This is a genomic window from Microbulbifer aestuariivivens, from assembly GCF_039545115.1.
Classification (GTDB): domain Bacteria; phylum Pseudomonadota; class Gammaproteobacteria; order Pseudomonadales; family Cellvibrionaceae; genus Microbulbifer; species Microbulbifer aestuariivivens.
On sequence record NZ_BAABRT010000010.1, the window covers coordinates 102,395 to 125,006 of the forward strand.

Sequence of the window (22,612 nt, forward strand, 5' to 3'; positions counted from 1 at the left end):
GGTCATGCAATCGTCAGCATCATCACAAACACCATTCGCCGCGATATTGCCGGTGATTATTCGCGCGCCGGAAACTGACCACACAATAATCCCGCCAGCCGTGCACAAGGCGCGCACAAACACCCTCTGCGCGGCTTTCTCATACCCCGCAGCCCGAGAGGCCAGAGCGGTGGGCTAGACTCTAAACGGCGATAAATGAAAAGATACGCGACCGGCCTCCGGTGGACGTGCTTTTCGAAACCACGCAGAATGCCGGCTGCGGATTTCCTCACTGCGTCCGCACAGCCGCTGCCAACAGCATCTTGTGAGCGGCAGAATCAGAAGCATTTTCATTTACCGTTAATAAGGAGTGCGCAATGCCTGCATCGAAGACACAGTGGAGCCCGGTGGGCAAAGGACTGCATTGGCTGATCGCCATTCTGGTGCTGTTCGCCTGGGGTTCGGTGGAGCTGCGCGAGTTCTGGGAAAAGGGCGACCCAATCCGCGAGGGCTGGAAGGTTCTGCACTTTTCCATCGGCTTCCTGGTCCTGCTGCTGACCGCAGTGCGGCTCTACTGGCGCAGCACTCACCCACGTCCGGAGATGATCGGTAAACCCTGGGAGCGCGCCCTGGGCCATATTACCCACGCCAGCCTCTATGTCCTGCTGCTGGGCATGCCGATTCTGGGCCTGGCCATGAAGCAGTTCGGCGGCGCCAGCACCAACATTTTCTGGCTGTTCGAAATTCCCAGCTTTGTGGAAAAGAATACCGAGCTCGCCAAACAGGTGGGGTATCTACACCGGGATCTGGTGTGGAATATCATGTGGGTACTGATAGGCCTGCACATTGCGGCCTCATTGTGGCATCACTTTGTGGAGAAAGATGCGACCCTCACCCGCATGCTCCCCTCAAAAGACAAAAGCTAGGCGGATAGAAAGCTCAGCAGAAATTAACAAAACGGCAGTAAACTTCCGGGTCAATATCCACACAGAAATCCCAGACTCGATCTGGGCGCAATAAAAAAGCGGGTGATCTCTCACCCGCTTTTTTGTTTACTCGTCGCGTTTGACCTTGCGGTGCTTGGGCTTGCCCGGGCTGGGCTTTCCTGAAGCAGGCTTACCCGGTCTTGGCTTGCCCGCCCCCGGTTTGCCGGAGCCGGCAGGCTTGCGCTTGCCGCCCTTGGCTGGCGGGCCACCCTTGCCTTCCTCAAACTTGGAAATTTTCATGGGCCTGCCGGAGACACGCACATTCTGCAGGTGCTGGAAAATCTCCTTGGGCATCCCCTCCGGCAGATCCACCGTGGTGAATTCCGGGTAGATCTCGATACGGCCGATATAGGAGCTTTCCAGTTCCACCTCATTGGCGATGGCGCCAACGATATTACCCGGGCGAACGCCGTGTTCGCGACCGATTTCGATACGGAAACGCTCCATGCCCTCGTCGGGCGCGGGCATGCGCTTGTCTTTTTCGTAGCCGCCCTGTTTGCGCGCGCGCGGTTCGAAATCCTCGTCGCGGTCGCGACGCTTCTGCTGCCGCGGCTCCTGCTCTTTAACGAACAGAGGCTGGTCTCCCTGGGCCATGGCGGCCAGGGCCGCGGCCACCTGCAGGGGGTCCGTCTCGTTCATGGACAGGTACTCTTCCACCAGCTGGCGGTAGGGCGCCAGATCGACGGCGCCTTCCAGAGTGCCTGTGATACGTTCGCGGAAGCGCTGCATGCGCGCGGAATTGACCGCCTTGGCACTGGGCAGCTCCAGCTGCTCAATCGGCTTCTTGGTGGCCTTTTCGATAACGCGCAACATGCGTCGCTCGCGGGGTGCGACAAACAGAATCGCATCGCCCTCGCGACCGGCGCGGCCGGTGCGGCCGATTCGGTGGATATAAGCCTCGGTATCGTAGGGAATGTCGTAATTGATCACGTGGCTGATGCGCTTCACATCCAGACCCCGTGCCGCCACATCGGTGGCCACAACGATATCCAGCTTGCCATTTTTAAGCTTGTCGATCACGCCTTCGCGCAGGTTCTGCGCCATATCGCCATTCAGTGCGGCGCTGGCAAAGCCGCGCGCGGCAAGTTTGTCCGCCAGCTCAACGGTGCTGTTCTTGGTGCGCACAAAAATGATGGTGGCATCCACCGGCTCCGCTTCCAGAATACGGGTGAGGGCATCCAGCTTGTGCAGGCCGCCCACCGGCCAGTAGCGCTGACGGATGGTCTCCGCGGTTTCCGTTTTGACCTTGATCTTCACCTCGACCGGGTCGTGCAGATGTTCGCGGGCGATGCGGGCGATTTCCTTGGGCATGGTGGCGGAGAAAAGCGCGATCTGGCGTTTCTCGGGCAACTGCTCCAATACCCACTGCACATCGTCAATAAAGCCCATGCGCAGCATTTCGTCGGCTTCATCCAGCACCAGCGTCTTGAGACTGGAAAGATCCAGACTGCCCCGGCGCATATGGTCCATGACCCGCCCGGGAGTGCCCACCACCAGTTGCACACCGCGTTGCAGCTGCTTGATCTGGCCGCGGTAGTCGGCGCCGCCGTAGATCGGCGCCACATGAAAACCTTTCAGGTTCTGGGCGTAGGACTGGCAGGCTTCCGCAACCTGGATCGCCAGCTCACGGGTGGGTGCCAGCACCAGCGCCTGCGGGCGCTTGCTGGTCACATCCAGCTGCGCCAGCAGCGGCAGGGCGAAAGCGGCGGTCTTGCCGGTGCCGGTCTGGGCCTGGCCCAGCACGTCGCGTCCATCCAACAGGGAGGGAATGGTCTGGGCCTGAATCGGCGAGGGAGTTTCATAGCCCAGTTTCTGGACGGCACTGAGAATGTTAGCGGGCAGGTTGAGCTGGTCAAAACCAACGGGCTCGGGGGTATCGGTCATTTCGGATTTCACTTGAGGCTGCAAAGGGGTCCACAGATGATCGGCTGGGGCCTGGTGCGGCGGGAGGTCAAAAGGCTGCGCAGTCTAACAGGTTCGCCCTGCACTATCAGCTTATTTTTTAACCACCGCCGGTTTTGCCTCTCCCCACTGGTGACCGCCTGTTCGCCAGCACCCGCCGGTTGAGCGCGGGGGCTTACCACCGCGATGTTTAATTCAGCACCGGGGGGATCGCTGCAGGAACGGTCTTGCTGGCCAGTGTCTGGCAGATCTGGCGGATACCCCGGTTCCAGTGCGGCAAGGGCTGCCCTAAGAGCTGCGCCAGCTTGCTGCTGTCGAGCGCCCCGTAGGCCGGTCGCGCGGCCAGTGTCGGGTACTGGTAACTGCTGATTTTCTTCACCCAGGGGGCCGGGTCCAAAAGTCCCTCCGCCTCGGCTTCGGCAAAGATATGCCGGGTAAATTCGTAGCGGCTGCAGGGCTCCGGTGAACTGCAGTGATAGAGGCCCCAGGGCAGGTCCTCATGCTGCTGATAACGCAGGACCAACTGTGCGATGACATCGGCGATATCCCCCGCATAGGTGGGACAGCCCACCTGATCCCCCACCACACTCACCGTGGTGCGCTGTGCCGCCAGCCGCAGCATGGTGCTGACGAAATTGCCCGGGTAGATACTGAAGACCCAACTGGTGCGCAGGCAGATATGCTGGGGATGTACTGCGCGCAACAGCCGCTCGCCCTTGAGCTTGCTGGCGCCATAGGTGTTGATGGGGGCGACCGGGTCATCCTCGCGATAAGCCCGGGACGCCTGACCATTGAAGACGAAATCCGTGGACAGGTGAATAAGGGGGATATTGAACGAGGCGCAAGCTGCCGCCAGGGAGCCGACACACTCGCCATTGACCATCGATGCCAGCTGCGGCTCCTTCTCCGCACCCTCCACATCGGTATAAGCGGCGGCATTGATGACAAACTCTGGGCGGCTGCGCTGAACCCAGCCGGTGACCTGATCCGGGCAGACAAAATCCGCCTGCTTGCGGCCCACGGTGGTGAGCTCCCAACCCGGTTGCTGCAGGGTATCCCGACAGGCACGGCCAACCTGGCCACTGGCGCCAAATAAGAGAATTTTCACGGCGTCACACACTCCCTGTTGTGATTGTTGAGTTATTCCAGAGTCGGCCGCGAAGCCTCCTGCTTGGTTGGCGCAGGGGGTTTACTGAAGCCAGGTGATCGCCAACTGCAGGACGCTGCAAAGCACCCCGCACTGATCCGAAGATTTATAATAGCCGCCGCATGGCTTTTCCATGCCGGTGTCGCCAGAAAGCACTTGAGCGCAGCACAAAGCCCCGCTGGCGAGAAAAATTACGCTGCTCCGCGACCATAGCGCTGAAGCGGCTGCCCTCCTTCGCGCTTAATCCGGCGCCCAAGATGTCATGTGGCCGATTCACAAACCGCGTTGAACCGGTGAACGCCAGTCAATCGTCAGATAGAGAAAACGCCTCAATACCATTACCACATCGATACCACTACCGCATCAGTAGCACAGCAACAGTGTCAGTCCCCGAAACCAAATTCCCCGCTGGCAAATACATGATCCCATCTCTGCTGAACCAGAAGCCAGGCAAATGCTGAATTGGTGACCAGGTAGCGCTTCCACATTCGGCGGGGTTCCTGAATAACCCGGTACAACCACTCCAGCCCGGCCCGCTGCATCCATTGCGGGGCGCGCTTCACCTTTCCGGACAATACATCGAATGTGCCACCCACGCCCATCACAAAGTCCACTCCAAGCTTTTCCCGCCAGGCATTGATAAAGTTTTCCTTGAGCGGGGAGGTGATCGCCACAAACAAGAGCCTTGCGCCAGACGCTCTGATTTTCTCAACGACCGCTTCCTCGTCCTCCCAGAAGTAACCATGGTGATACCCGGCCACATGAAGATCGGGATTTGCCGCCTCAGCCGCATTGACCGCCTTTTTCACCACTTCGGCACGGGCGCCAAGAAAAAAAACCGGCAACTGTTTCCTGGCACTCATTGCCAGCAATGCGTTAAAGAGATCAATGCCCGCCACACGCTCCGGGACATGGTGCCCGAGGAACCTCGCCCCCCAGACGACCCCCATCCCATCGATATTAACCAGATCACACTCTCTCACCGACCGGCCCAGGCTTTTGTCTTTTCCCGAATTAACCACCTTGGCGACATTAACCACAACGTGCTGGGTAAAGCGCCTTTCATCGAGCCGCTGCGAGATACTATTGACAGTCTCCTCCAGCGAGGCAACATCCATCGGCAAATTGAACAGTTCTATGCGCTTCAATTCAGTAGCCCCTCTTCTCCCTAACATCAACCTTTACATCGCATTCGGATCAGCCATCAACAGATGCCGGATGCACCATCTACAAGACCGCAATCATCCACCAAGACCACAACAATCCACTACCACCACAACCATCAATAAGCAGCGAAAACCACCGCGGAATCTGCAAACACTGACTGTCGCACTCACAGAACATCAACCACCAGAACCGCAAGACCAACCGCGACCTCGATTAAATGATGGAATCCGTCACGCCATCAATCCCAACACCGGAAACCTGGTTGCTCGATAATATTTTCTTCAGATAACGTCCATATCCACTTTTAACAAGGGGTTCGGCCAGTGTTTTCAGTTCACCCTCCCCGACATATCCCATGCGATAGGCAACCTCTTCAGGACAGGCTATTTTAAGCCCCTGCCTTTTCTCCATCGTCTGCACAAACTGCGCCGCCTCCAGCAAACGGTCATGGGTTCCAGTATCCAGCCATGCACTGCCGCGCCCAAGAATCTCGACGTTTAGCAGTGAATGATCCAGATAAAAACGGTTGATATCGGTAATTTCCAGCTCGCCGCGGGCGCTCGGCTTCAACTCACTAGCTATATCGCAGACCTGGCTGTCATAGAAATAAAGCCCTGTCACGGCGAAATGTGACCTCGGACAGAGTGGCTTTTCCTCCAGACTCACGGCACGCCGCTGCTGATCAAATTCCACCACGCCGTACGACTCAGGGTCAGACACTTCATAGGCAAAAACAGATGCCCCACAGGTACGCGCTCCCGCGCTTTGCAGTGTTGTGGTCAGGTTGTGTCCATAGAAAATGTTATCACCGAGAACCAGCGCACTATCGTGGTTGCCAATAAAATCCCTGCCGATGATAAAAGCCTGGGCGATACCTTCAGGCTTCTCCTGTACCGCATAAGAAAAATCCATACCCCACTGCGAGCCATCGCCCAGCAGGCGTTTGAATTGATCGCGATCAGGCTCGGTTGTAATGATCAGCACTTCGCGGATGCCTGAAAGCATCAAGGTGGTCAGCGGATAGTAGATCATTGGCTTGTCATAAACGGCCATCAGCTGTTTACTAACCCCCTGAGTCAGAGGGTACAGTCGCGTTCCAGAGCCTCCCGCCAAAACAATGCCTTTTCTCATGCGCTTTTCATCTGCTCCTTCTCAACGATTTTCCAGTTAGGAAATCCAACCACCTGGAAAACCTAAAACCCTAATTAGCTGGATCTTCTATCGCGCTCGCATCCCCCGGATAATCCCAGGCAGGCTCGCAAGCATGACTCCCGCCAGAATCCCGATCAGGTTTGCCGCGATGTCATGGGGATCAGCAGTCCGCATCGGCAGCACCAGGCCCTGATACACTTCTATCATCACCCCGACACTGAACAGCAAAAGCACGCAAAGTACCGGCCGGCCATACCCAAGAACCCAAAGCAGAGACAAAAACAGGAATACACTGGCGTGCACGATCAGGTCCCAGTGCGGAAAAATTTGTCCCAGAGATCGATTCAGCGTGCCGCCATAACAGAGCAGGAACAGAGACAACCAAAAAAACAGCCTTACAACCCTATTCACACTTCTGCCAACTCCATTAAAAACGGCAAAGAATCAGGCTATTCAACAGTCTGATAGCCGGAGCGTAGCTGCACCACTACGCCGGCTCAGAAACCTGCACCTCTTCGTTGTCGGTGATCACCTTCATCAACTCAAGCCTTCCCCCACGGCCATAAACCTCAGAAAGCCACAGGCGGATATTTTTCAAAGAAAATTCGGACAATGCTTTGGGGTGGCCCATGGCTACAAAATGCGTCTTTCCATTACGCAGAGCCTTGAGGTAGGCGCTGCGGAGCAACGATGACTTGAACCCATCAATGGATACCGGGATGGAGCAATTCCGGGTCAACTTCCTTACCAGTTCACGTTTGCTATTTGGCATCGCACTGCCGTCACCGAAGGTGTGGTGTTCCGAGAGATCGCCAAAGAGACGATTTACGGCAAACCGCCAGAAGAACAGAGGGGATACACGGGTTGAGGAGATCGGCAGTTCCTTATAGGTGCCATTCCTTACGACCCGACATGGCTCCAACTCAAAGTTCCAACTACCGGTTGTTGGTGAGCCGCTAAAATCGAATAGATGTGGCTGATCCAGGCACTGCCCATCGCTGTATACGGTACAGTCTATGGATATGCCATTTTCCAGAAGGAAAGGACCGATATGCTGCCATGGCTGCACACACCAGCCTCCTGCGCGGAAGGCGAATACCTTGTTCTTCAAGTGACGGTTTAACTCTCGGGTGCACTCAGAGATGATCCTTCCCGTTTCATTCCGGCTCCAGTCCCCAAGACGATACCGGCGCGTATCGGTTTGCCACTGGTTGCCGTCATAGTGCGTGTCAAACCAGTGTGGATGGATATGAAGCTGAATCTGATGACCGAGAGTCTCCAGCTCCTGAAGCTGGCGAATAACCGCCGCGTAGTCCTCAGCCACCCTCTCATAGGTTTGGGCAAAATACCGCAGGCGAACCAGGTAGGCCGCATCCACAAAGAACACTGCACGCGCATCATACTCAGCAAGCACACCTAGCAGGCGGTTGGTGGCATCAATCAGGCAGGCCTTGGCTGTGCCTGTTTTCTCACCGAAGAAGAGTTCATAATCCAGCGTCAGCAGGGTCTTCATAAACTCATATTCTCCTTTTTATTCGCCTTATTATCCGTCTCTTTAACACCCTCCTTATTCAGCTCTTTAGTATTATTTTCCGGATCCATTCCATACCCATTTGCATCAATATTTGCGGTATTAACGCCTGCTATTCTGGCCAAGACCCCACGGGTATCGATGACCTCCTTAGCCGCAGTCTGGGAGGGTTCCAGAGCTCTAAACTCCCGGTGATCCACAAGCACCACCACCACATTGGCTTTCTCCAGGGCAGTTTTCAGCTCTACAAGCTGCACCCCCTGTTCAGAGAGCGGTCTGGGCAGTTTTACAATGTTGGGCTCCACCGCGAGGATTTTTCCCGCATCCTTGGCGGCCAGCTGCTGCACAATGTGTAGCGCCGGGCTTTCCCTCAGATCATCAATATCCGCCTTGAATGACAGGCCAAGACAGGCAATGACCGGCTCCCTGAACTGCGCGGCAAGCTTCAGGACTTGTCCAACCACGTAAGCCGGTTTGCTGTCATTCACATCACGAGCGACACTCAATAACCGGGCCTGCTCAGGGCAACTGCTTACGATGAACCAGGGGTCCACTGCGATGCAGTGCCCGCCCACACCGGGACCGGGGTTGAGAATATTGACGCGCGGGTGCCGGTTGGCGAGACGGATCAGCTCCCACACGTCAATCTTTAGCCGATCACAGATCACCGAGAGTTCATTGGCGAAGGCGATATTCACATCCCGGAAGGCATTCTCGGTCAGCTTGCTCATTTCCGCGGCGCGGGCATTGGTGACAACGCATTCGCCCTTCACAAACAATTTGTAAAGGTCAGTTGCCGCCCGACTACAGGAAGGGCTGAGTCCGCCAACGATTCGATCGTTCGTCACCAATTCCCGCAATACCTGCCCCGGCAGCACACGCTCTGGACAATGCGCCACACGAATATCTGAACGATCGCCGCAGTCATGGGGGAAGCTCAGATCCGGCCGAGCTTTGTGTAACCACCGTGACAGCTTTTCGGTGGTTCCCACTGGTGATGTGGATTCCAGCACTACCAGGTCGCCCTTTTTCAGTAGCGGCGCAATTTCTTCAGCGGCTGACTGGATATAGCTAAGGTCTGGCTGCCTGGTGCTATCGGCAGCCTGCCTGATAAATGGAGTGGGAACTGCGATAAGAAAAGCGTCTGCTGCCTCAGGCGCCAGTGTCGCGCGGAGCGTGCCGGCGTTGACTGCTGTATTCACCACGCTATCGAGCCCTGGCTCCACAATATGTATGCGACCCGCATTGATGGTCTCTACCGTCTGCGGGTTGATATCAACCCCGACCACCTCCACACCCCGCGATGCGAATACGGCAGCGGTCGGCAATCCGATATAGCCGAGACCGATCACCGAAATTTTTTTAAACGGTATATTCGTGTGCATCAACCAGTATCCCCTCCACTATCTTCTCACTGGCATAGCCATCGCCGTAGGGGTTGTGAGCCCGGCTCATCGCGCGATATTCGTTGTCATCGTCCAGCAGAGAGCTCACCACGCTAACGATTTTTTCCACATCCGTGCCCACCAGCTTCACTGTGCCAGCAGCCAGCGCTTCCAACCGCTCGGTGGTCTCGCGCATCACCACCACGGGTTTACCCAGCGCGGGAGCCTCCTCCTGAACGCCACCAGAGTCGGTCAGGATCAGGTAGCTGCGGTTCATCAGATAAACAAATGGCAGATAGGTGAGCGGCTCAATGAGATGGACGTTGGCAAGATTACCGAGAAGGCGATTAACCGGTTCCCGTACACGCGGGTTTAAATGCACCGGGTACACCACTTCCACATCATCGCGCGCTGCAATTTTGCGAATGCCGCAACAGATATCCTCAAACCCCTGACCGAAACTCTCGCGGCGATGCCCGGTCACCAGAATCAGCTTCTTGTTGCTATCAAGATAAGAGAACTCTTCGGCAAGATTGCGGCTCAATGACTCCGACCGATCGATCCGCGCCACCACCTCCAGCAAGGCATCCACCACTGTATTGCCGGTGACCTTGATGGCGCTTTCACAGACAGACTCATTAATCAGGTTATCCCTGGACAACTCGGTGGGTGCGAAGTGATACTGGGCAATCACCCCGGTAAGCTTGCGGTTAGCTTCTTCCGGCCAGGGGCTGTAGAGATTGCCGGTGCGCAAGCCAGCCTCAACGTGGGCAACCGGTATTTGGCGGTAATATGCCGCCAGTGACGCCGCCAGTGTGGTGGTGGTATCACCATGGACAAACACTTTGTCCGGCATGAAATCGTCGAGCACCTCCCTCATACCCAGCAAGACTTTGGCCGTGACCTGATATAGGTCCTGCCCCTCTTGCATGATGTTCAGGTCGTAGTCGGGCTTAATATCGAACAGAGCCAGCACCTGATCCAACATTTCACGGTGCTGCCCAGTCACACAAACCCGCACACTAAAGCGCTCATCCTGCCGTAGTGTACGCACCAGTGGCGCCATCTTGATGGCCTCCGGGCGCGTGCCAAAAACTAATAGAACCTTCATTCCCCACCACTTTTCTTATGTTGACCCCAGTTGAGGCAATGCGCAGCGACAGATTTTTTCTGTCTCCTGTCCGCCTCGCGACACAAGAATGTGTATAGCTGTGAGCAGCCAAGCGTGCCTGCGCTTTGCTGAAAGTCAGGTTGGTACGGGTGCCTTAATTAGCCATCGGGAAAATCCAGCAGGTATAGCGAGGAATTTGCCGATAAAGTCCAGATATTCCTTGATGAGAATTGCAGCGACCCAATCCGAGCAGAAGCGCAGTCAAATGAAAGCTGCCGGTGGAAGGAACAGAAACAGACGCAGGAGAAGGCGACATCACAAGGTGCCGATCAGCGGGCGCAAGAAGGCAAGAAGCAATATGGAAGAAGAGGCGGCATTGAGGCAAGCCGTCGGCGGGCTACCGGTGCTTATGCGTGGCCTGGTATGCCGCTATTGATGCCGCTGAGGGATATGCCGGCCCCGGTTTACTCTTCCTGCATGATCGCGCGTCAATCGCTGAGGGCTGCTGAGGATAAGAGTGTCGAGGATTTTCGCCTGCCAACCGAAAGCATCAGGGTTCCGGCGTAAATTCCCCCTCAGACCGCAGCCCTAGAACGGAAATACCACCGGCAACAACAGCAATACCGTTGCCGAATAGGCGATGGTCAGTGGCAGCCCGGCGCGCACAAAGTCCGCCAAGTGATAACCGCCAAGGTTCTGCACCATCAGGTTGGTCTGGTAACCAAATGGCGTCAGGAAGCTGGCACTGGCCCCATAGGCCACAGCCATCACAAACGGCATCCAGCTGACACCAAAGCTTTCAGCCAGGCTCCAGGCCAGGGGGAAGACCAGTGCCGCAGCCGCATTGTTGGTCATCAACTCTGTCAGCGCCAGGGTCAACAGGAAGATCCCCACCAGCGCCGCATAGGGGCCGGCGCCAGCGAGCGTCTGCCGGAAACCATTGGCTAGGGCATCCGCCAATCCACTGCCTGTAAACGCTTCCGCCAACACCAGCGCACTGGCGATTATGACCCAGATCTGAAACGGGAAGCGCCGCTGCAGCTCGGTGGTGGAGACGATGCCCAGCGCAATCATGCCGCCAAGCAGAATGACCAGGCCCTTGAGCAGTGAAAAATAACCCAGCGCCGCGCCGGCAATAACCCCCACAAAACCCAAGGCCAGCAGCCAGTTATCCCGCGACGGCAGCTGTCGCTGCACTTGGCTGCCACTGATCACATAGAAGTTTTTGCTGATGTTCAGGTGGTGTTTGAAGTCCGGCCCCTCCGCCAGCAACAGCGCATCGCCCGCCTGCAGCTCAATCTCACCCAGCTTGCCAGAGAGCCGGTCGCCGCCACGGCGCATGGCCACCACCGCCGCATCAAAGCGGGTGCGGAACTTGGCGCCCTTCAGGTTCTGGCCAATGAGGCTGGAGGTGGGGGTAACCACCACCTCGGTCAACTCCATGGCCAGAGCTTCATCGTCCAGTGCGAACAGGCGCAGTCCCTCAATCTGCTGCAATCGCCCAAGATCCCGCACATCACCGCTGAAGATCAGCTTGTCGCCACTTTTCAGAACCTCGGTCGGCGCCACCGGGCTGATCACCTGAGCACCCCGCACGATTTCGATCAGATACAGGGTTTCCAGCTGGCGCAGCTGGTTCTGCTCCACTGTCTTGCCATCCAGGGGTGATGCTTCCACCACCTCGGCTTCCAGCAGATATTCCGTCAGGGGTTCATCGGCTACTGCCTTGGAGGGAAGTAAGCGGTTGCTTACGAACAGCACCACAAGCCCAACCAGGGCTGCAGCGGCACCAATGGGAAAAAAGGCGAAAAAATCGAGACCCGGCGCATCGCGATCCAGTACAAAGCTGTTCACGATCAGGTTGGTGGACGTGCCGATCAGCGTCATGGTGCCACCGAGAATGGCGGCGTAGGACAGCGGTATCAGCAGTTTTGCCGCCGGATAACGGCGCTGCGAGCGAACGCCGGACGCCAGCGCAGCCACCACCGCGGTATTGTTGAGAAAAGCCGAACTGATGGCGGTGGCGCTGGTCAGCTTGAGCAGGCTGGTTTTCAGGGAACCGTTAATCAGCCCATCGGACACCAGGCGCAACCAGCGCGCCTTTTCCAGCCCCACCGAGACCAGAATCAGGATAACCAAAGTCACGAGGCCAGGGTTGACCGCCTTTTGCAGCACAGACTCCGTGGGTACAAGGCCGGCAAGAAAACACACCGCCGCAGCCGACGCGAACACCAGCGAGGGGCGCACGCGGCTGAAAATCAGGGCGGCGATCACCAGGGCAAAGAGTCCGGCAATAAGTAACTGGGGAGTGGTCATAACAAAGTGCCGGCGCGCCCGCGTCTGTGGGATTTTTATTAAATCGAGTGGTGGACGATTATGCCAAAAGCCGCACCGGTGCCCAACGGCGTTATTGTTCTATGGTTATTGCTATTTCAGGTTATGGTGGTTTCCAGGTTCGGCAGGGCCGCACGCTGCCCCGCAACCTGAATCTTTTGGGTCCAGGACGCAAATCCAGCCAGCTTTTATATCCCATAGCAACAGAGGTCCGCTTAAGAGCCTCACTGAAGAGTCTCACTTAACAGCCCCACTTGCCCCCTGCTCACGGCTCCCCTTAACAGCAGCACCTGTCAAACAAAGGCTTATAAACAGCATGCCAGCGGAGAGTAGCCCGCTAGCGGGCCCCTATTGCACATACGCCGCCCCAGACATGAATCGAGGAATCTAGAAGGGCTGGCAACAACTGAAAAAGCAAAACAGCAGCAAGATGGCAGCCAAGCGAATAAGGCCGAGGCCAACGGGCTTATTGAAAACGGGAAACTGTAGCTCACCGCCAGCGGATTATCGCGCAAGCGCCGGCCAGCGGGAGATGTATTGACCCAGTCAGGTGCCGCAGATTCGCAGCCGCGGTCTCGGTTCTGGTGCCCTGGCAATTGCCCGACAGGCGGATACCCGCTGGTCGTATTCCTGCACCAGCCGCTGTATATCAGCGTGACTGCGACGGTCTGTAAGGCCGCGCAGCAGATGTTGTTCAAGCAGGGGTGGCCTTGCAAAAGGGTACAGCTGCTGCATGGCATAACCGCCCCGTACAATGGCACTGTGCACTGCAGGTGTATAGGGGCCCACCTTGTCTGCGCGGCGGATCATGGCCTGCAGTTCCTCGTCCACCTCCGCCAGGTTGAGCTTGACGTTGATCATCTCGGCCCAGGTCTGTGGCCACATCGGGCGCAGCTCGGCAGCTTCTTTATACAGAGCAAGCGCAGCCCGATAATCCGCCGTTCTGCCCTCGGCTTCAGGCGATGCATAAGCGCGCCATTCCAACAGCCGCGCCTTTAGAGAAAGCTGGTAGGGGTTGTTCCGGTGCAGGGCTATCGCACGGTCAATGCCTTTAAGGGCAAGCTCCAGATCCCGTTCAGAGGTGAGCTGGCCGCTTTGCTGCCAGCGCTTCAGCACATTTTCCACCGCGACTACTTGCAGGTGTGCCAGGCCGCAGGAGCCAGCGCGCCAGACCAGCGCCAACAGGAGAAAAAGCAGCAATCCTGTGAGGATCAATCGGGAGCGGCTGGCAGCGGCGGGCCAAATGGAGCGCTGTGGGCGATGCTGCTTTCGAGACCGAGACCGCTTGCGTCGGTTCTCATCAAGCGCACTACTGGAGCCAGAGTGGCGACGGGATTCAGCCGACACGATTAACGTCCACACCGCCGAGCGGGAAATGGCTGGCGGCTATACAACCCGGATTCAGGCGCACCAGATCCCAGGACCGGGACTCACCGACCACGGCCTCGGCAGCGAGACGGCCACGGCCTAGCACCGGTGGCCGACGCTCCTCATGATGCGCATCCGTGGCGAGTATCGTCACCATGTCTTCTTCCAGCAGCTGTTTGGCACGCAGCTGTGAACCCTCACCGAAATCACCGGCCACGGCACCCGCCGTAACCTGCAACAGGCAGCCGGCACGCACCAGCGGCAGAACCCTGGCGAAGTCCCGCAGGATGTCCTTGTTGCGTTCCGGGTGGGCGATCATCGGGCGAATGCCCTGTTTTTGCAGCCAGCGAATCAGCTGCTCGGCGCCAGCGGGGATATGGCTGTGGGGCAACTCCAGCAACAGGACATTGTCGCCCAGCCATTTGCCGAGAAACGGCGCCTGCCCACTGGCGACCATACTGAGGATTTCGTCCGAGAAACGGACTTCTGCCGCCATGCCCAGGTGCAAGGGAATATTCTCTCTTGCGAGAGCATCGCTAAAAGACTGAAACACTGCTGCAATACTGCCAAGCGTGTTGTTCCAGCGCCCCGGATGAATATGGGGCGTGGCTACACAGTGGGTAATGCCATCTTCGACCGCCATACGCGCCAGCTGCAACGCCTGATGAAGGTCGCGGGCACCATCGTCGATGCCCGGCAAAAGATGGCAATGCAGGTCGATCATGCCACTTCGAGGTCTTTATCGGCCACCTTGGCGCCCTGCGGGGCCGGCTGCTGGGATTTTACCGACGCAGTGTAACCACCGTATTCGCCTTGGTAACCATAGTAGTCACCGTAGTAACTGGCCTTGCTGGAGGTATCCAGCTGATTCAGCACCACACCATCCAACTTCGCACCCACCTGCAACAGGCGGCCGATTCCCGTGGTAATCATCTTCTGGCGGGTGCTGTCTGCCTTCACCACATACAGCATGGAGTCCGCCACGCGGGAAACCACCAGCGCATCGCTCACCACCTGCGCGGGTGCGGTATCGATGATCACGCGGTCGTACTGGTTTACCAGCGTTTCCAGCACTTTGTGGAAGCTGGGGGATGACAGCATCTCCTGCGGATTTGGCGGCACGGCACCAGCCGGCATCACATCCAGCCCACTTTTTTCATCGTGGTGGATACATTCAGCCAGGCTATTGCTGCCGGCAATGAGGTTGGACAGGCCCGGGTGATAAACCGGCAGGCCAAAATCCTTGCCCACAGACGGGCGACGCATATCCGCGTCGATCAACAGCACTTTTTCCATCTGCGCCAGGGCAAAGGCCAGGTTTTCTGCCACCGTTGTCTTGCCCTCACCGGGGACCGAAGACGTCACAGAAATCACCTTCGCCGGGGTTTCCAGGTGTGACAGAACCAGGCTGGTGCGCAGGGTGCGTACCGCTTCGGAAAACTGGTGCTGGGCGTTATCGAAGAAAGTCGTCAGGCTCAGGCGCTGGTCTTTTTCGTGCTGCACCCAGGGCAGCATGCCGATCATGCGCTGGGCCAGCTTGTTCTCCACATCATCCGGATTGCGGATGCCATCGTTCAGCGCTTCGATCAGGAACGCCAGCATCACGCCGAACATAACGCTGACCACAAACGCCAGCGCGACAATCAACAGCTTTTTCGGCTTGGCGGGCTTGCGAGGCGCAATGGCCGGGTCCATCAGCCGTGCGTTGGCGGCCTCGAAGCCGGAAGTCTCGCTGGTTTCCTTGAAACGTGTCAGGAAGGCGCTGTACAGCTGACGGTTGACCTCCACCTCGCGCTTCAACTCGTTGTAGCGGGTCTGCTTGCGGGAGATCTGCTGGTACTCGCCCTTGGCCTGCTCCAGCTCGCGCTCCAGCGCACGGACATTGGCCTGGGCGGTTTCGTAATCGTTCTGGATACCGCCGATCAGCTGGCGCACTTCGCTGCGCAGCTTGTCCTGCACCGACTGCAGTTCGTCGCGGGCGGCGATCATCTTCGGGTGTTTTGGGCCATAGCGGCGCGACAGCTCAGAGACCCTGCGCTCAGCCTGCGTCTCTGACTGTTTGATATTGGCAATAACGGTGTGATTAAGCACTTCCGGCAGGCTGGCGAGTGCCGCGATATCGGTACCCCGGCTCTTAACCAGGGCATGGATACTCTCCGCCTGCTTCAATTCGCGGCGCGCTTCAATCAGCTGGCTGGTGATCTCGTTCAGTTCCTGCGCCTGCAGCCCCTGCACACCGGCCACATCCACCAGGCCCTGGGATTCCTGAAAACTCTGCAGGCGCGCCTCCGAGCCTTCCAGTTTTACCCGCAAATCCTCCAGACGGTCATTCAGCCAGGAGGTGGCCTGCTGGGTCATATCCAGTTTGGCTTGCAGGTGACTGTCGATAAACACTTCAGCCACCGTATTGGCCACCTGTGCAGCCAGCTCGGGGGATTCAGACTCAAAGCTGATTTTCACCAGCTGGGTATTGCGCACCGGGGCAATGGTGAGGCTTGCACTGACCGCATCGGTCACGCTCTCCAGCTTCAGCGCCTGCAGCTCCTCTTCACTGAGAACCTCATTGGCAGCCAGAAACGGCAGCCAACCTTTCACTTTCTCTTTGAATGAAGGCTCCTGCTGGTCCGGGTCGAACAGCGGATGCTGTGTAAGTGCCAACCGCTCCACTACCTGCTCGGCAATGCGGCGGGACTTGAGAATCTCAAACTGGGTGAGGAAGTATTCCTTGCGGCTGGAGTCCAGGCCGTAGACCTCCTCAATGGAGAGCGCCTTGGGCTGTTCAGCCTCGATCATCAGAGTGGCTGTGGCCTGGTAACGGGGTGTCATGGAAAACACCACCATCGTAGCCAGCATGGCAACCGCCAGCGCCAGTGCAGCAATGCGCCACTTGAAGCGGTCCAGAATGCGCCAGTACTGGCGCAGGTCAATCACCTCTTCCTGAAGTAAACGCTCCTGCTGGCTGTTGTTGTCTTGGGCGTGCATGAATTACCTCAGAAGAACCGCTGTTCCACCGTTACCACATCGCCAGGACGCAGCTCGGTGTTCAGGGTGATTTTTTCCGGGGTCTTGCTCGGATCATCACCCCGTACCACAAAAATCTTCGACTCGGATGCCCGCTCAGTAAAGCCCTCGGCCAGCGCCGCCGCCTTGCTCACCGTCAGGCCCGGCTGGTAGGCATAGCCACCGGGGCGCTCCACCTCGCCGTGAATGTAAAAGGGCCGGTACTCCATAATGGACACGTGCACATTGGGAGTAACCAGATAATCCCCCTTCAGCCCCTCGTGAATGGTGGTTTCCAGCTCCGCCACGGTCATACCGGTAACTTTCAGCTCCCCCAGGAACGGATAATTCACCATGCCGCTATCGCTTAACTGGGTCTCCACCGTGAGGTCATCCTCGCCATAGACATTAATGAGGATCTTGTCCCCGGAGCCAAGGCGATAATTATCCACAAGGGGACTCTCGGCAATTGCGCTGTCGCTAATCGCCCAGGTACCAGCACCGGCCACAGCCAGCGACAGAGAACATAAAAGGGACAGAGCCCGGCGACATGCGCCAGGCCCCGGTGTGCGTGTGTATCCCATCATGGTTACGTAGTTACCTCTCTATTGCTGGCCGCGGCCCCGTACCATTTTACAGGGTAAAACGAGCGCCCAGGCTGAAGACTGTGGGGTCGTTGTCATAGCCCGGCAGGGTACTGTTCTGATTGTCGAAGGTGTAACCGGCGGTCAGAGTCATCCAGCGGCGCATTTCGTAGTTCACCTTCAGGCTGGCACCGTTGCGCTCCTCGGTGCGTTCAGTGCCTTCGTAGCCCATATTCTGGTGATAAAAGCTCAGATCTGTGGACAGGCGTTCAAGCCAGGTATGGCTCCAGGAAGCGGCGAACTCCTCAACATCAGTGAAGTCACCTTCACCCTGCGCCTCTTCGAAGCGGCGAGCGGTTGAAAGCTGGAAGGTGCTGTAGGTCAGCGGCTCCCAGGTCACGCCCACTTCCCACGCCGGCGCCGAGAAGTCTTCACGGCTGGCATCTTCAAAGTTTTTGGAGCGCGCACCCACCTTTACGGTGCCGGTGGTGTTTGCGGAACCTTCCCAGCTCACGCCAAGCAGCACGCTGCTCTGGGTGCTGTCGCGGCTGCTAGTGCCCGCAACGTCGTAGTTCACCAGGCTGCGGTTGGCTTCGAGCAGCAGGCGAGTCCTGCCGCCGGTGTTATAGAAGAAGCGCGCGGAACCGTAATCGGTGTCGTAATCACGCAAGCTGGCCAATGCATTGTTGCCCTGCACGCCGTCGATGTACTGAGTGGGGTCATAATCCTTGGAGCGGGTGCCCGCCTCCAGCTCGATATTGCCACGGGCGGATTCGGCGCCGTAACGGTAAGTACCGGAGAAGTCATTCACCGAGTAGCGCTCTGGCTCAGCCAGCAGGGTACCAAAGCCCTGGGAAAAGCCAGTACCGCGCTCTTCATGTACATCTTCGTAAGCAGCGGCAATACCCACGCGGTGCAGGCTGTTCAGCTCCCACTGTGCGGCGGCCTCCAGCATGTGGTCGGTATAGTTGTCGTCACTGCTGTCTTTATACTCACCACGGGCAGCGGTGTAGCTCAGAGCGTATTCAGAAAAGTCGTTTTCTGCGGAAAGCACAAAACTGGGGCGCAACTCGGTTACCCAGCTGTCGATGGTGTCGGTTTCGGTGTGGACAACATTATCATCGTACGCCAAGCCCAGCTCCAGCATCGGGGTCAGCACAATGCCATTACCCAAGTCTATTTCAGCAGCTTTTGACTGAGACTGTGCGGCTACCGCACCGGTACCTGCAAATGCCACCAGGCCGATAGCCAGTGAAAGTGTTGTTTTTTTCATCTTCGTTCCCCATCCCTAAATTAAATATCCACCGCCTGGCTCGCCCCGGCGGCGCTCTAAATACCCTAGTTTCCCTGCCGTGTAAACCCCAAACGGCGGGCTCGTCTTTCCACAGGTCAATAAGCGTTCTTGCCTGTAAACCCCTTGAAAACTGTCATCAGCACAATCCGGATATCCAGCCACAGTGACCAGTGGCGGATATAGTGCAGGTCGTGCTCCACCCGCTTGCTCATTTTCTCCAGCGTATCGGTTTCACCGCGCCAGCCGTTCACCTGCGCCCAACCGGTGATCCCCGGTTTGACCTTGTGCCGCAGCATGTAACCGCTCACCACCTGGCGGTATTCCTCGTTATGGGCCACCGCGTGCGGGCGCGGGCCAACGATAGACATGCGGCCCTGCAACACGTTGATGAACTGTGGCAACTCATCCAGGGAGGTGCGGCGCAAAAATGCCCCGACAGGGGTAATACGCGCGTCCCCCTTGCTCGCCTGAACGACCTTGTCACCATCATCCTGCGTAGTCATGGAGCGGAATTTCCACACTTTGATGGGCCGGCCGTCGAGCCCATAGCGATGCTGCTTGAAAATCACCGGCCCCGGGGAAGTCAGCTTCACCGCTGCTGCGATCAGCAGCATCAGGGGGGCAATCAGCACTAATATGACGGATGACAGCAGCACATCCTCAAGCCTTTTGAGCCAACCATTTAGCCCCTCAATCGGCGTGTCATATACGCTCAACATGCTGGAATCGCCAACATTGTGCCAGCGGGTATGCAACAGGTTGCTGACAAACAGATCGGTCAGCAACTGCACCGTTGCGGTGCTGTCCGCCAGTGCCGCAAGGATTTCCACGATACGCTGCTCTTCACGCATCGGCAGCGCGATATAGATCAAGTCAATATCACCGGCACGGGCAGCAGCCACCGCATCTTCCACGCTGCCGAGCAGCCTAACCTGCTCACCTGCCAGTTTTGATGCCTGACAGGCGTCACTTTCCGCCACCTGATAAAAGCCCGCCACGCGAATACCCAGCTGCGGCTCAGCGATGAGATTGCGGGCAAGGCGCAGGCCGGACTCAGTGACACCGATAATGGCCGCACTGCGGGTGTTATACCCACGGGCGCGAAGGAAGAAGAGAAGATGACGGAATGCAAAACGCCACACGCAGAGCAATACCAGTGTGGCAGCGCCCCAAGTGCCAATCACCAGGCGGGAGTAGCCCCCGCTGGTCTTGGTGAAATACCCCACAAGCAGCAATACCGCACAGAGTACACACCAGGCAAATGCCGTATAGGCCACCATCTGCAGGTAGGTATCCGCCCGCCAGGAACGGTACAGGTCCACAGACTCAGCCAGCAGCGCAAAACCTATCGCGGCGATGAGCCCGAGCAGGAACCAGTCACTGGTGATTTCGTGGCCGTATGCAGCCAGAGAGATAAACAGTGCAGCCAGAATCAGCGCACCGTCCAATAAACGATATACCGCAGCCAAACTACTCTGGTGGCTGCGCATCCATCCTTGTCCCACAGTACCCCCTCAGAAGTCGTCCCTGTCAATTTACCGACTCATCCGCTGAGTTCAGGCGCTACCATCCGGTGAAAAACTCACCAGCACTCCAAGCAGGCCTGGTATTTGATACCCCTTGGCGGACCTTTGCAGGCCTCTTTTTTGTGCACAAATGATGCCACAGCCGAGACACTATTCAATAGGAAAATGAGATTTTGATCACGCATTCAGCGGCCCCCGCATAAAAAGTCGCCATGCCCGCCATTCAGCCCATTCAGCCCATTCTCAACCAAGCGCTGCGTCTCAATACCACCATGGCCAGCCAGCCAGAAAAAACACCCGAGATATTGGCCAGTATGTCCCTCTCATCCGCTGTGCGGGCAGGCAACAGCAGCCCCTGCCAGAGCTCAATACCAAGGCCGATGGCTATCAGCACCGCAACACCGAGAAGCGGCCGCGCAAACCCAACAACCCAAAGCCCCATCAGTAACGCAAAAGCGCCAAAATGCAGCAGCAAATCGAAATGCGGAACCACTTGGGGCATCGGCTGGGATTTCAGCCCGGAGAAAAGCGCGAAAACCAACAAAAACACAAACAAACAACGAGCAACCGTCTGCATCACGCTATTTAACCCCAAATAAACAGCCCTTTGGGGCCTAATAAATTACAGGCTATTACACCTGTTTATGTGTGCACGCGGCCTCACATAACTGCAGACTACAGATACCACTTGGTATGCACATGTACAGATGAACTGGCAAGCAGGTCTGCCTCTGCCCACCACTGATAACGAGCGTGCTGCTCCCTGGGTAACTCTTCCAATCGCACATCCAGCTGTAACTGGTAGCCCAATACCACGTAATGAGTGGAGAAATCCGCACCGGAAAAGTTATCCTGGTAGAAATGCTCAAAGGGGCCCAGGAACTGAGCCTCCCCCAAAGACACCCGAACGCCCAGCTCTTCAAAAGTCAGGCGTTCAAAGGCGGCAGCCATCGGCTCGCCCTTAACAATACGCCCCCCAGGCACAAACCAGTAGCCGATTGCTGGCCTGTTCAGGCGCTCACCAAGCAGGATTTGCCCTGCGCCGTTACGCACAACCAGGTCAATTGAGACCAGTGGTGTCGAAGACACCACTGTCTTGAAGGTTTCCTTCGCTAACTTCATCAGGGGGCCCTTCTGCCACTTATCCGCTTAGCCGCGTAGCCGCGTAGCCGCTTAGCCGCGAAAACTGTCCTGATTGGCCAGAAACCATTCATAAGTGGCGGCAAGCCCCTGCTCCAGCTTGATAGAGTAGGACCACCCCAGGTCGGCAAGGCGGCTGACATCCATCAGCTTGCGCGGCGTACCATCAGGCTTAGAGGCATCAAATACCACACGCCCCGTATAGCCCACCACTTTAGCCATGGTCTCCGCAAGCTCACGAATGGTGCTATCTTCGCCAGTTCCAACATTAATGTGAGACAGCATGGGCTCGGTGCAGGACTGGTAAACCTCCAATGGAAGATTCATGACATGCACACTGGCAGCCGCCATATCATCCACATGCAGAAACTCCCGCATCGGCTTGCCACTGCCCCAGACCGCAACTTCCGCATCGCCTGCCCGCTTGGCCTCATGAAAACGGCGCATAAGCGCGGGGATCACGTGGGAATTTTGCGGGTGAAAATTATCATTCTCACCATACAGGTTGGTGGGCATCACACTGCGGTAATCCCGGCCATATTGGCGATTGTAGGATTCACATAATTTGATCCCGGCAATCTTGGCAATGGCGTATGGCTCGTTGGTTGGCTCCAGCACACCGGTCAACAGTGCACTTTCCGCCATAGGCTGCCGCGCAAGCTTCGGATAGATACAGGAAGAGCCGAGAAACAGCAGCTTCTCCACACCGGCGGCATGGGCGGAGTGGATAATGTTGCTCTCTATCATCAGGTTTTCATAAATGAAATCGGCGGGATAGGTATTGTTGGCGACAATACCACCCACCTTTGCCGCGGCAAGATATACCTGGTCGATAGACTCTTGAGCGAAAAACTCGGCAACGGCCTGCTGGTTAACCAAATCCAGCCCAGCACGGGTACGCAGTAACAGCTCAACGGAAGGATCTTTCTCAAGCTGGCGCACAATGGCGGAGCCGACCATACCCCGGTGCCCGGCAACAAAAACTCTCTTTTTGGCAGACATCCTG

19 protein-coding genes are annotated in these 22,612 nt (G+C 57.2%); 1 reads left to right on the top strand and 18 read right to left on the bottom strand.

The window, feature by feature from the left end; translation table 11 throughout:
• Positions 1–356 precede the first annotated feature (356 nt).
• Positions 357–905 carry a cytochrome b gene (locus ABEA58_RS07870; RefSeq protein ID WP_345550360.1) on the top strand — a complete coding sequence of 183 codons (549 nt, stop codon included), beginning with the start codon at positions 357–359 and terminating at the stop codon, positions 903–905.
• Between the two features lie 126 nt (positions 906–1,031).
• On the opposite strand, the gene ABEA58_RS07875 is transcribed toward ABEA58_RS07870, so the two are convergent.
• The 18 genes from ABEA58_RS07875 to fcl all read right to left on the bottom strand — a co-directional run bounded on the left by ABEA58_RS07875 (position 1,032) and on the right by fcl (position 22,608).
• On the bottom strand, positions 1,032–2,849 hold the full coding sequence (locus tag ABEA58_RS07875) for a DEAD/DEAH box helicase (protein ID WP_345550362.1): 1,818 nt from the start codon (positions 2,847–2,849) through the stop codon (positions 1,032–1,034).
• A 208-nt stretch (positions 2,850–3,057) separates the two neighbouring features.
• A complete protein-coding gene (gene rfbD / locus ABEA58_RS07880) occupies positions 3,058–3,975 on the bottom strand; it encodes a dTDP-4-dehydrorhamnose reductase (RefSeq protein WP_345550363.1) in 918 nt (305 codons plus the stop codon).
• 422 nt (positions 3,976–4,397) lie between these two features.
• A complete protein-coding gene (locus ABEA58_RS07885; protein ID WP_345550365.1) occupies positions 4,398–5,162 on the bottom strand; it encodes a WecB/TagA/CpsF family glycosyltransferase in 765 nt (254 codons plus the stop codon).
• A 232-nt stretch (positions 5,163–5,394) separates the two neighbouring features.
• Complete coding sequence (rfbA, locus tag ABEA58_RS07890) at positions 5,395–6,312, bottom strand: glucose-1-phosphate thymidylyltransferase RfbA (protein ID WP_345550367.1); 918 nt, start codon at positions 6,310–6,312, stop codon at positions 5,395–5,397.
• 87 nt (positions 6,313–6,399) lie between these two features.
• On the bottom strand, positions 6,400–6,744 hold the full coding sequence (locus ABEA58_RS07895; RefSeq protein ID WP_345550369.1) for a VanZ family protein: 345 nt from the start codon (positions 6,742–6,744) through the stop codon (positions 6,400–6,402).
• Between the two features lie 76 nt (positions 6,745–6,820).
• On the bottom strand, positions 6,821–7,846 hold the full coding sequence (locus ABEA58_RS07900) for a polysaccharide deacetylase family protein (RefSeq protein ID WP_345550371.1): 1,026 nt from the start codon (positions 7,844–7,846) through the stop codon (positions 6,821–6,823).
• A complete protein-coding gene (gene wecC, locus ABEA58_RS07905) occupies positions 7,843–9,249 on the bottom strand; it encodes a UDP-N-acetyl-D-mannosamine dehydrogenase (protein WP_345550373.1) in 1,407 nt (468 codons plus the stop codon). The genes ABEA58_RS07900 and wecC overlap by 4 nt, the downstream gene beginning before the upstream one ends.
• Positions 9,227–10,360, bottom strand: a complete 1,134-nt coding sequence (gene wecB / locus ABEA58_RS07910; RefSeq protein WP_345550375.1) for a non-hydrolyzing UDP-N-acetylglucosamine 2-epimerase — start codon at positions 10,358–10,360, stop codon at positions 9,227–9,229. The genes wecC and wecB overlap by 23 nt, the downstream gene beginning before the upstream one ends.
• Before the next feature lie 588 nt (positions 10,361–10,948).
• The gene (locus ABEA58_RS07915) at positions 10,949–12,676 is read right to left on the bottom strand and encodes an SLC13 family permease (RefSeq protein ID WP_345550377.1); all 1,728 of its coding nucleotides are present in this window, start codon (positions 12,674–12,676) and stop codon (positions 10,949–10,951) included.
• Between the two features lie 564 nt (positions 12,677–13,240).
• Positions 13,241–13,894 (bottom strand): VpsP family polysaccharide biosynthesis protein, encoded by a 654-nt coding sequence (locus tag ABEA58_RS07920; protein ID WP_345550378.1) that lies wholly within the window; start codon positions 13,892–13,894, stop codon positions 13,241–13,243.
• A 136-nt stretch (positions 13,895–14,030) separates the two neighbouring features.
• Complete coding sequence (locus ABEA58_RS07925; protein ID WP_345550379.1) at positions 14,031–14,786, bottom strand: tyrosine-protein phosphatase; 756 nt, start codon at positions 14,784–14,786, stop codon at positions 14,031–14,033.
• Complete coding sequence (locus ABEA58_RS07930; RefSeq protein ID WP_345550381.1) at positions 14,783–17,044, bottom strand: GumC family protein; 2,262 nt, start codon at positions 17,042–17,044, stop codon at positions 14,783–14,785. Before ABEA58_RS07930 ends, ABEA58_RS07925 begins: the two co-directional genes overlap by 4 nt.
• Before the next feature lie 8 nt (positions 17,045–17,052).
• Entirely contained in the window at positions 17,053–17,514 is a 462-nt protein-coding gene (locus ABEA58_RS07935; protein ID WP_345550383.1) for a polysaccharide biosynthesis/export family protein, read from the bottom strand.
• 181 nt (positions 17,515–17,695) lie between these two features.
• A complete protein-coding gene (locus tag ABEA58_RS07940; protein WP_345550385.1) occupies positions 17,696–18,919 on the bottom strand; it encodes an outer membrane beta-barrel protein in 1,224 nt (407 codons plus the stop codon).
• Between the two features lie 116 nt (positions 18,920–19,035).
• Positions 19,036–20,409: an undecaprenyl-phosphate glucose phosphotransferase gene (locus ABEA58_RS07945; RefSeq protein ID WP_345550386.1), complete on the bottom strand. Its 1,374-nt coding sequence runs from the start codon at positions 20,407–20,409 to the stop codon at positions 19,036–19,038.
• Between the two features lie 289 nt (positions 20,410–20,698).
• Complete coding sequence (locus ABEA58_RS07950; protein WP_345550388.1) at positions 20,699–21,046, bottom strand: VanZ family protein; 348 nt, start codon at positions 21,044–21,046, stop codon at positions 20,699–20,701.
• A 95-nt stretch (positions 21,047–21,141) separates the two neighbouring features.
• Positions 21,142–21,588 carry a GDP-mannose mannosyl hydrolase gene (locus tag ABEA58_RS07955; protein WP_345550390.1) on the bottom strand — a complete coding sequence of 149 codons (447 nt, stop codon included), beginning with the start codon at positions 21,586–21,588 and terminating at the stop codon, positions 21,142–21,144.
• A 51-nt stretch (positions 21,589–21,639) separates the two neighbouring features.
• The gene (gene fcl / locus ABEA58_RS07960) at positions 21,640–22,608 is read right to left on the bottom strand and encodes a GDP-L-fucose synthase (RefSeq protein ID WP_345550392.1); all 969 of its coding nucleotides are present in this window, start codon (positions 22,606–22,608) and stop codon (positions 21,640–21,642) included.
• Positions 22,609–22,612 lie beyond the last annotated feature (4 nt).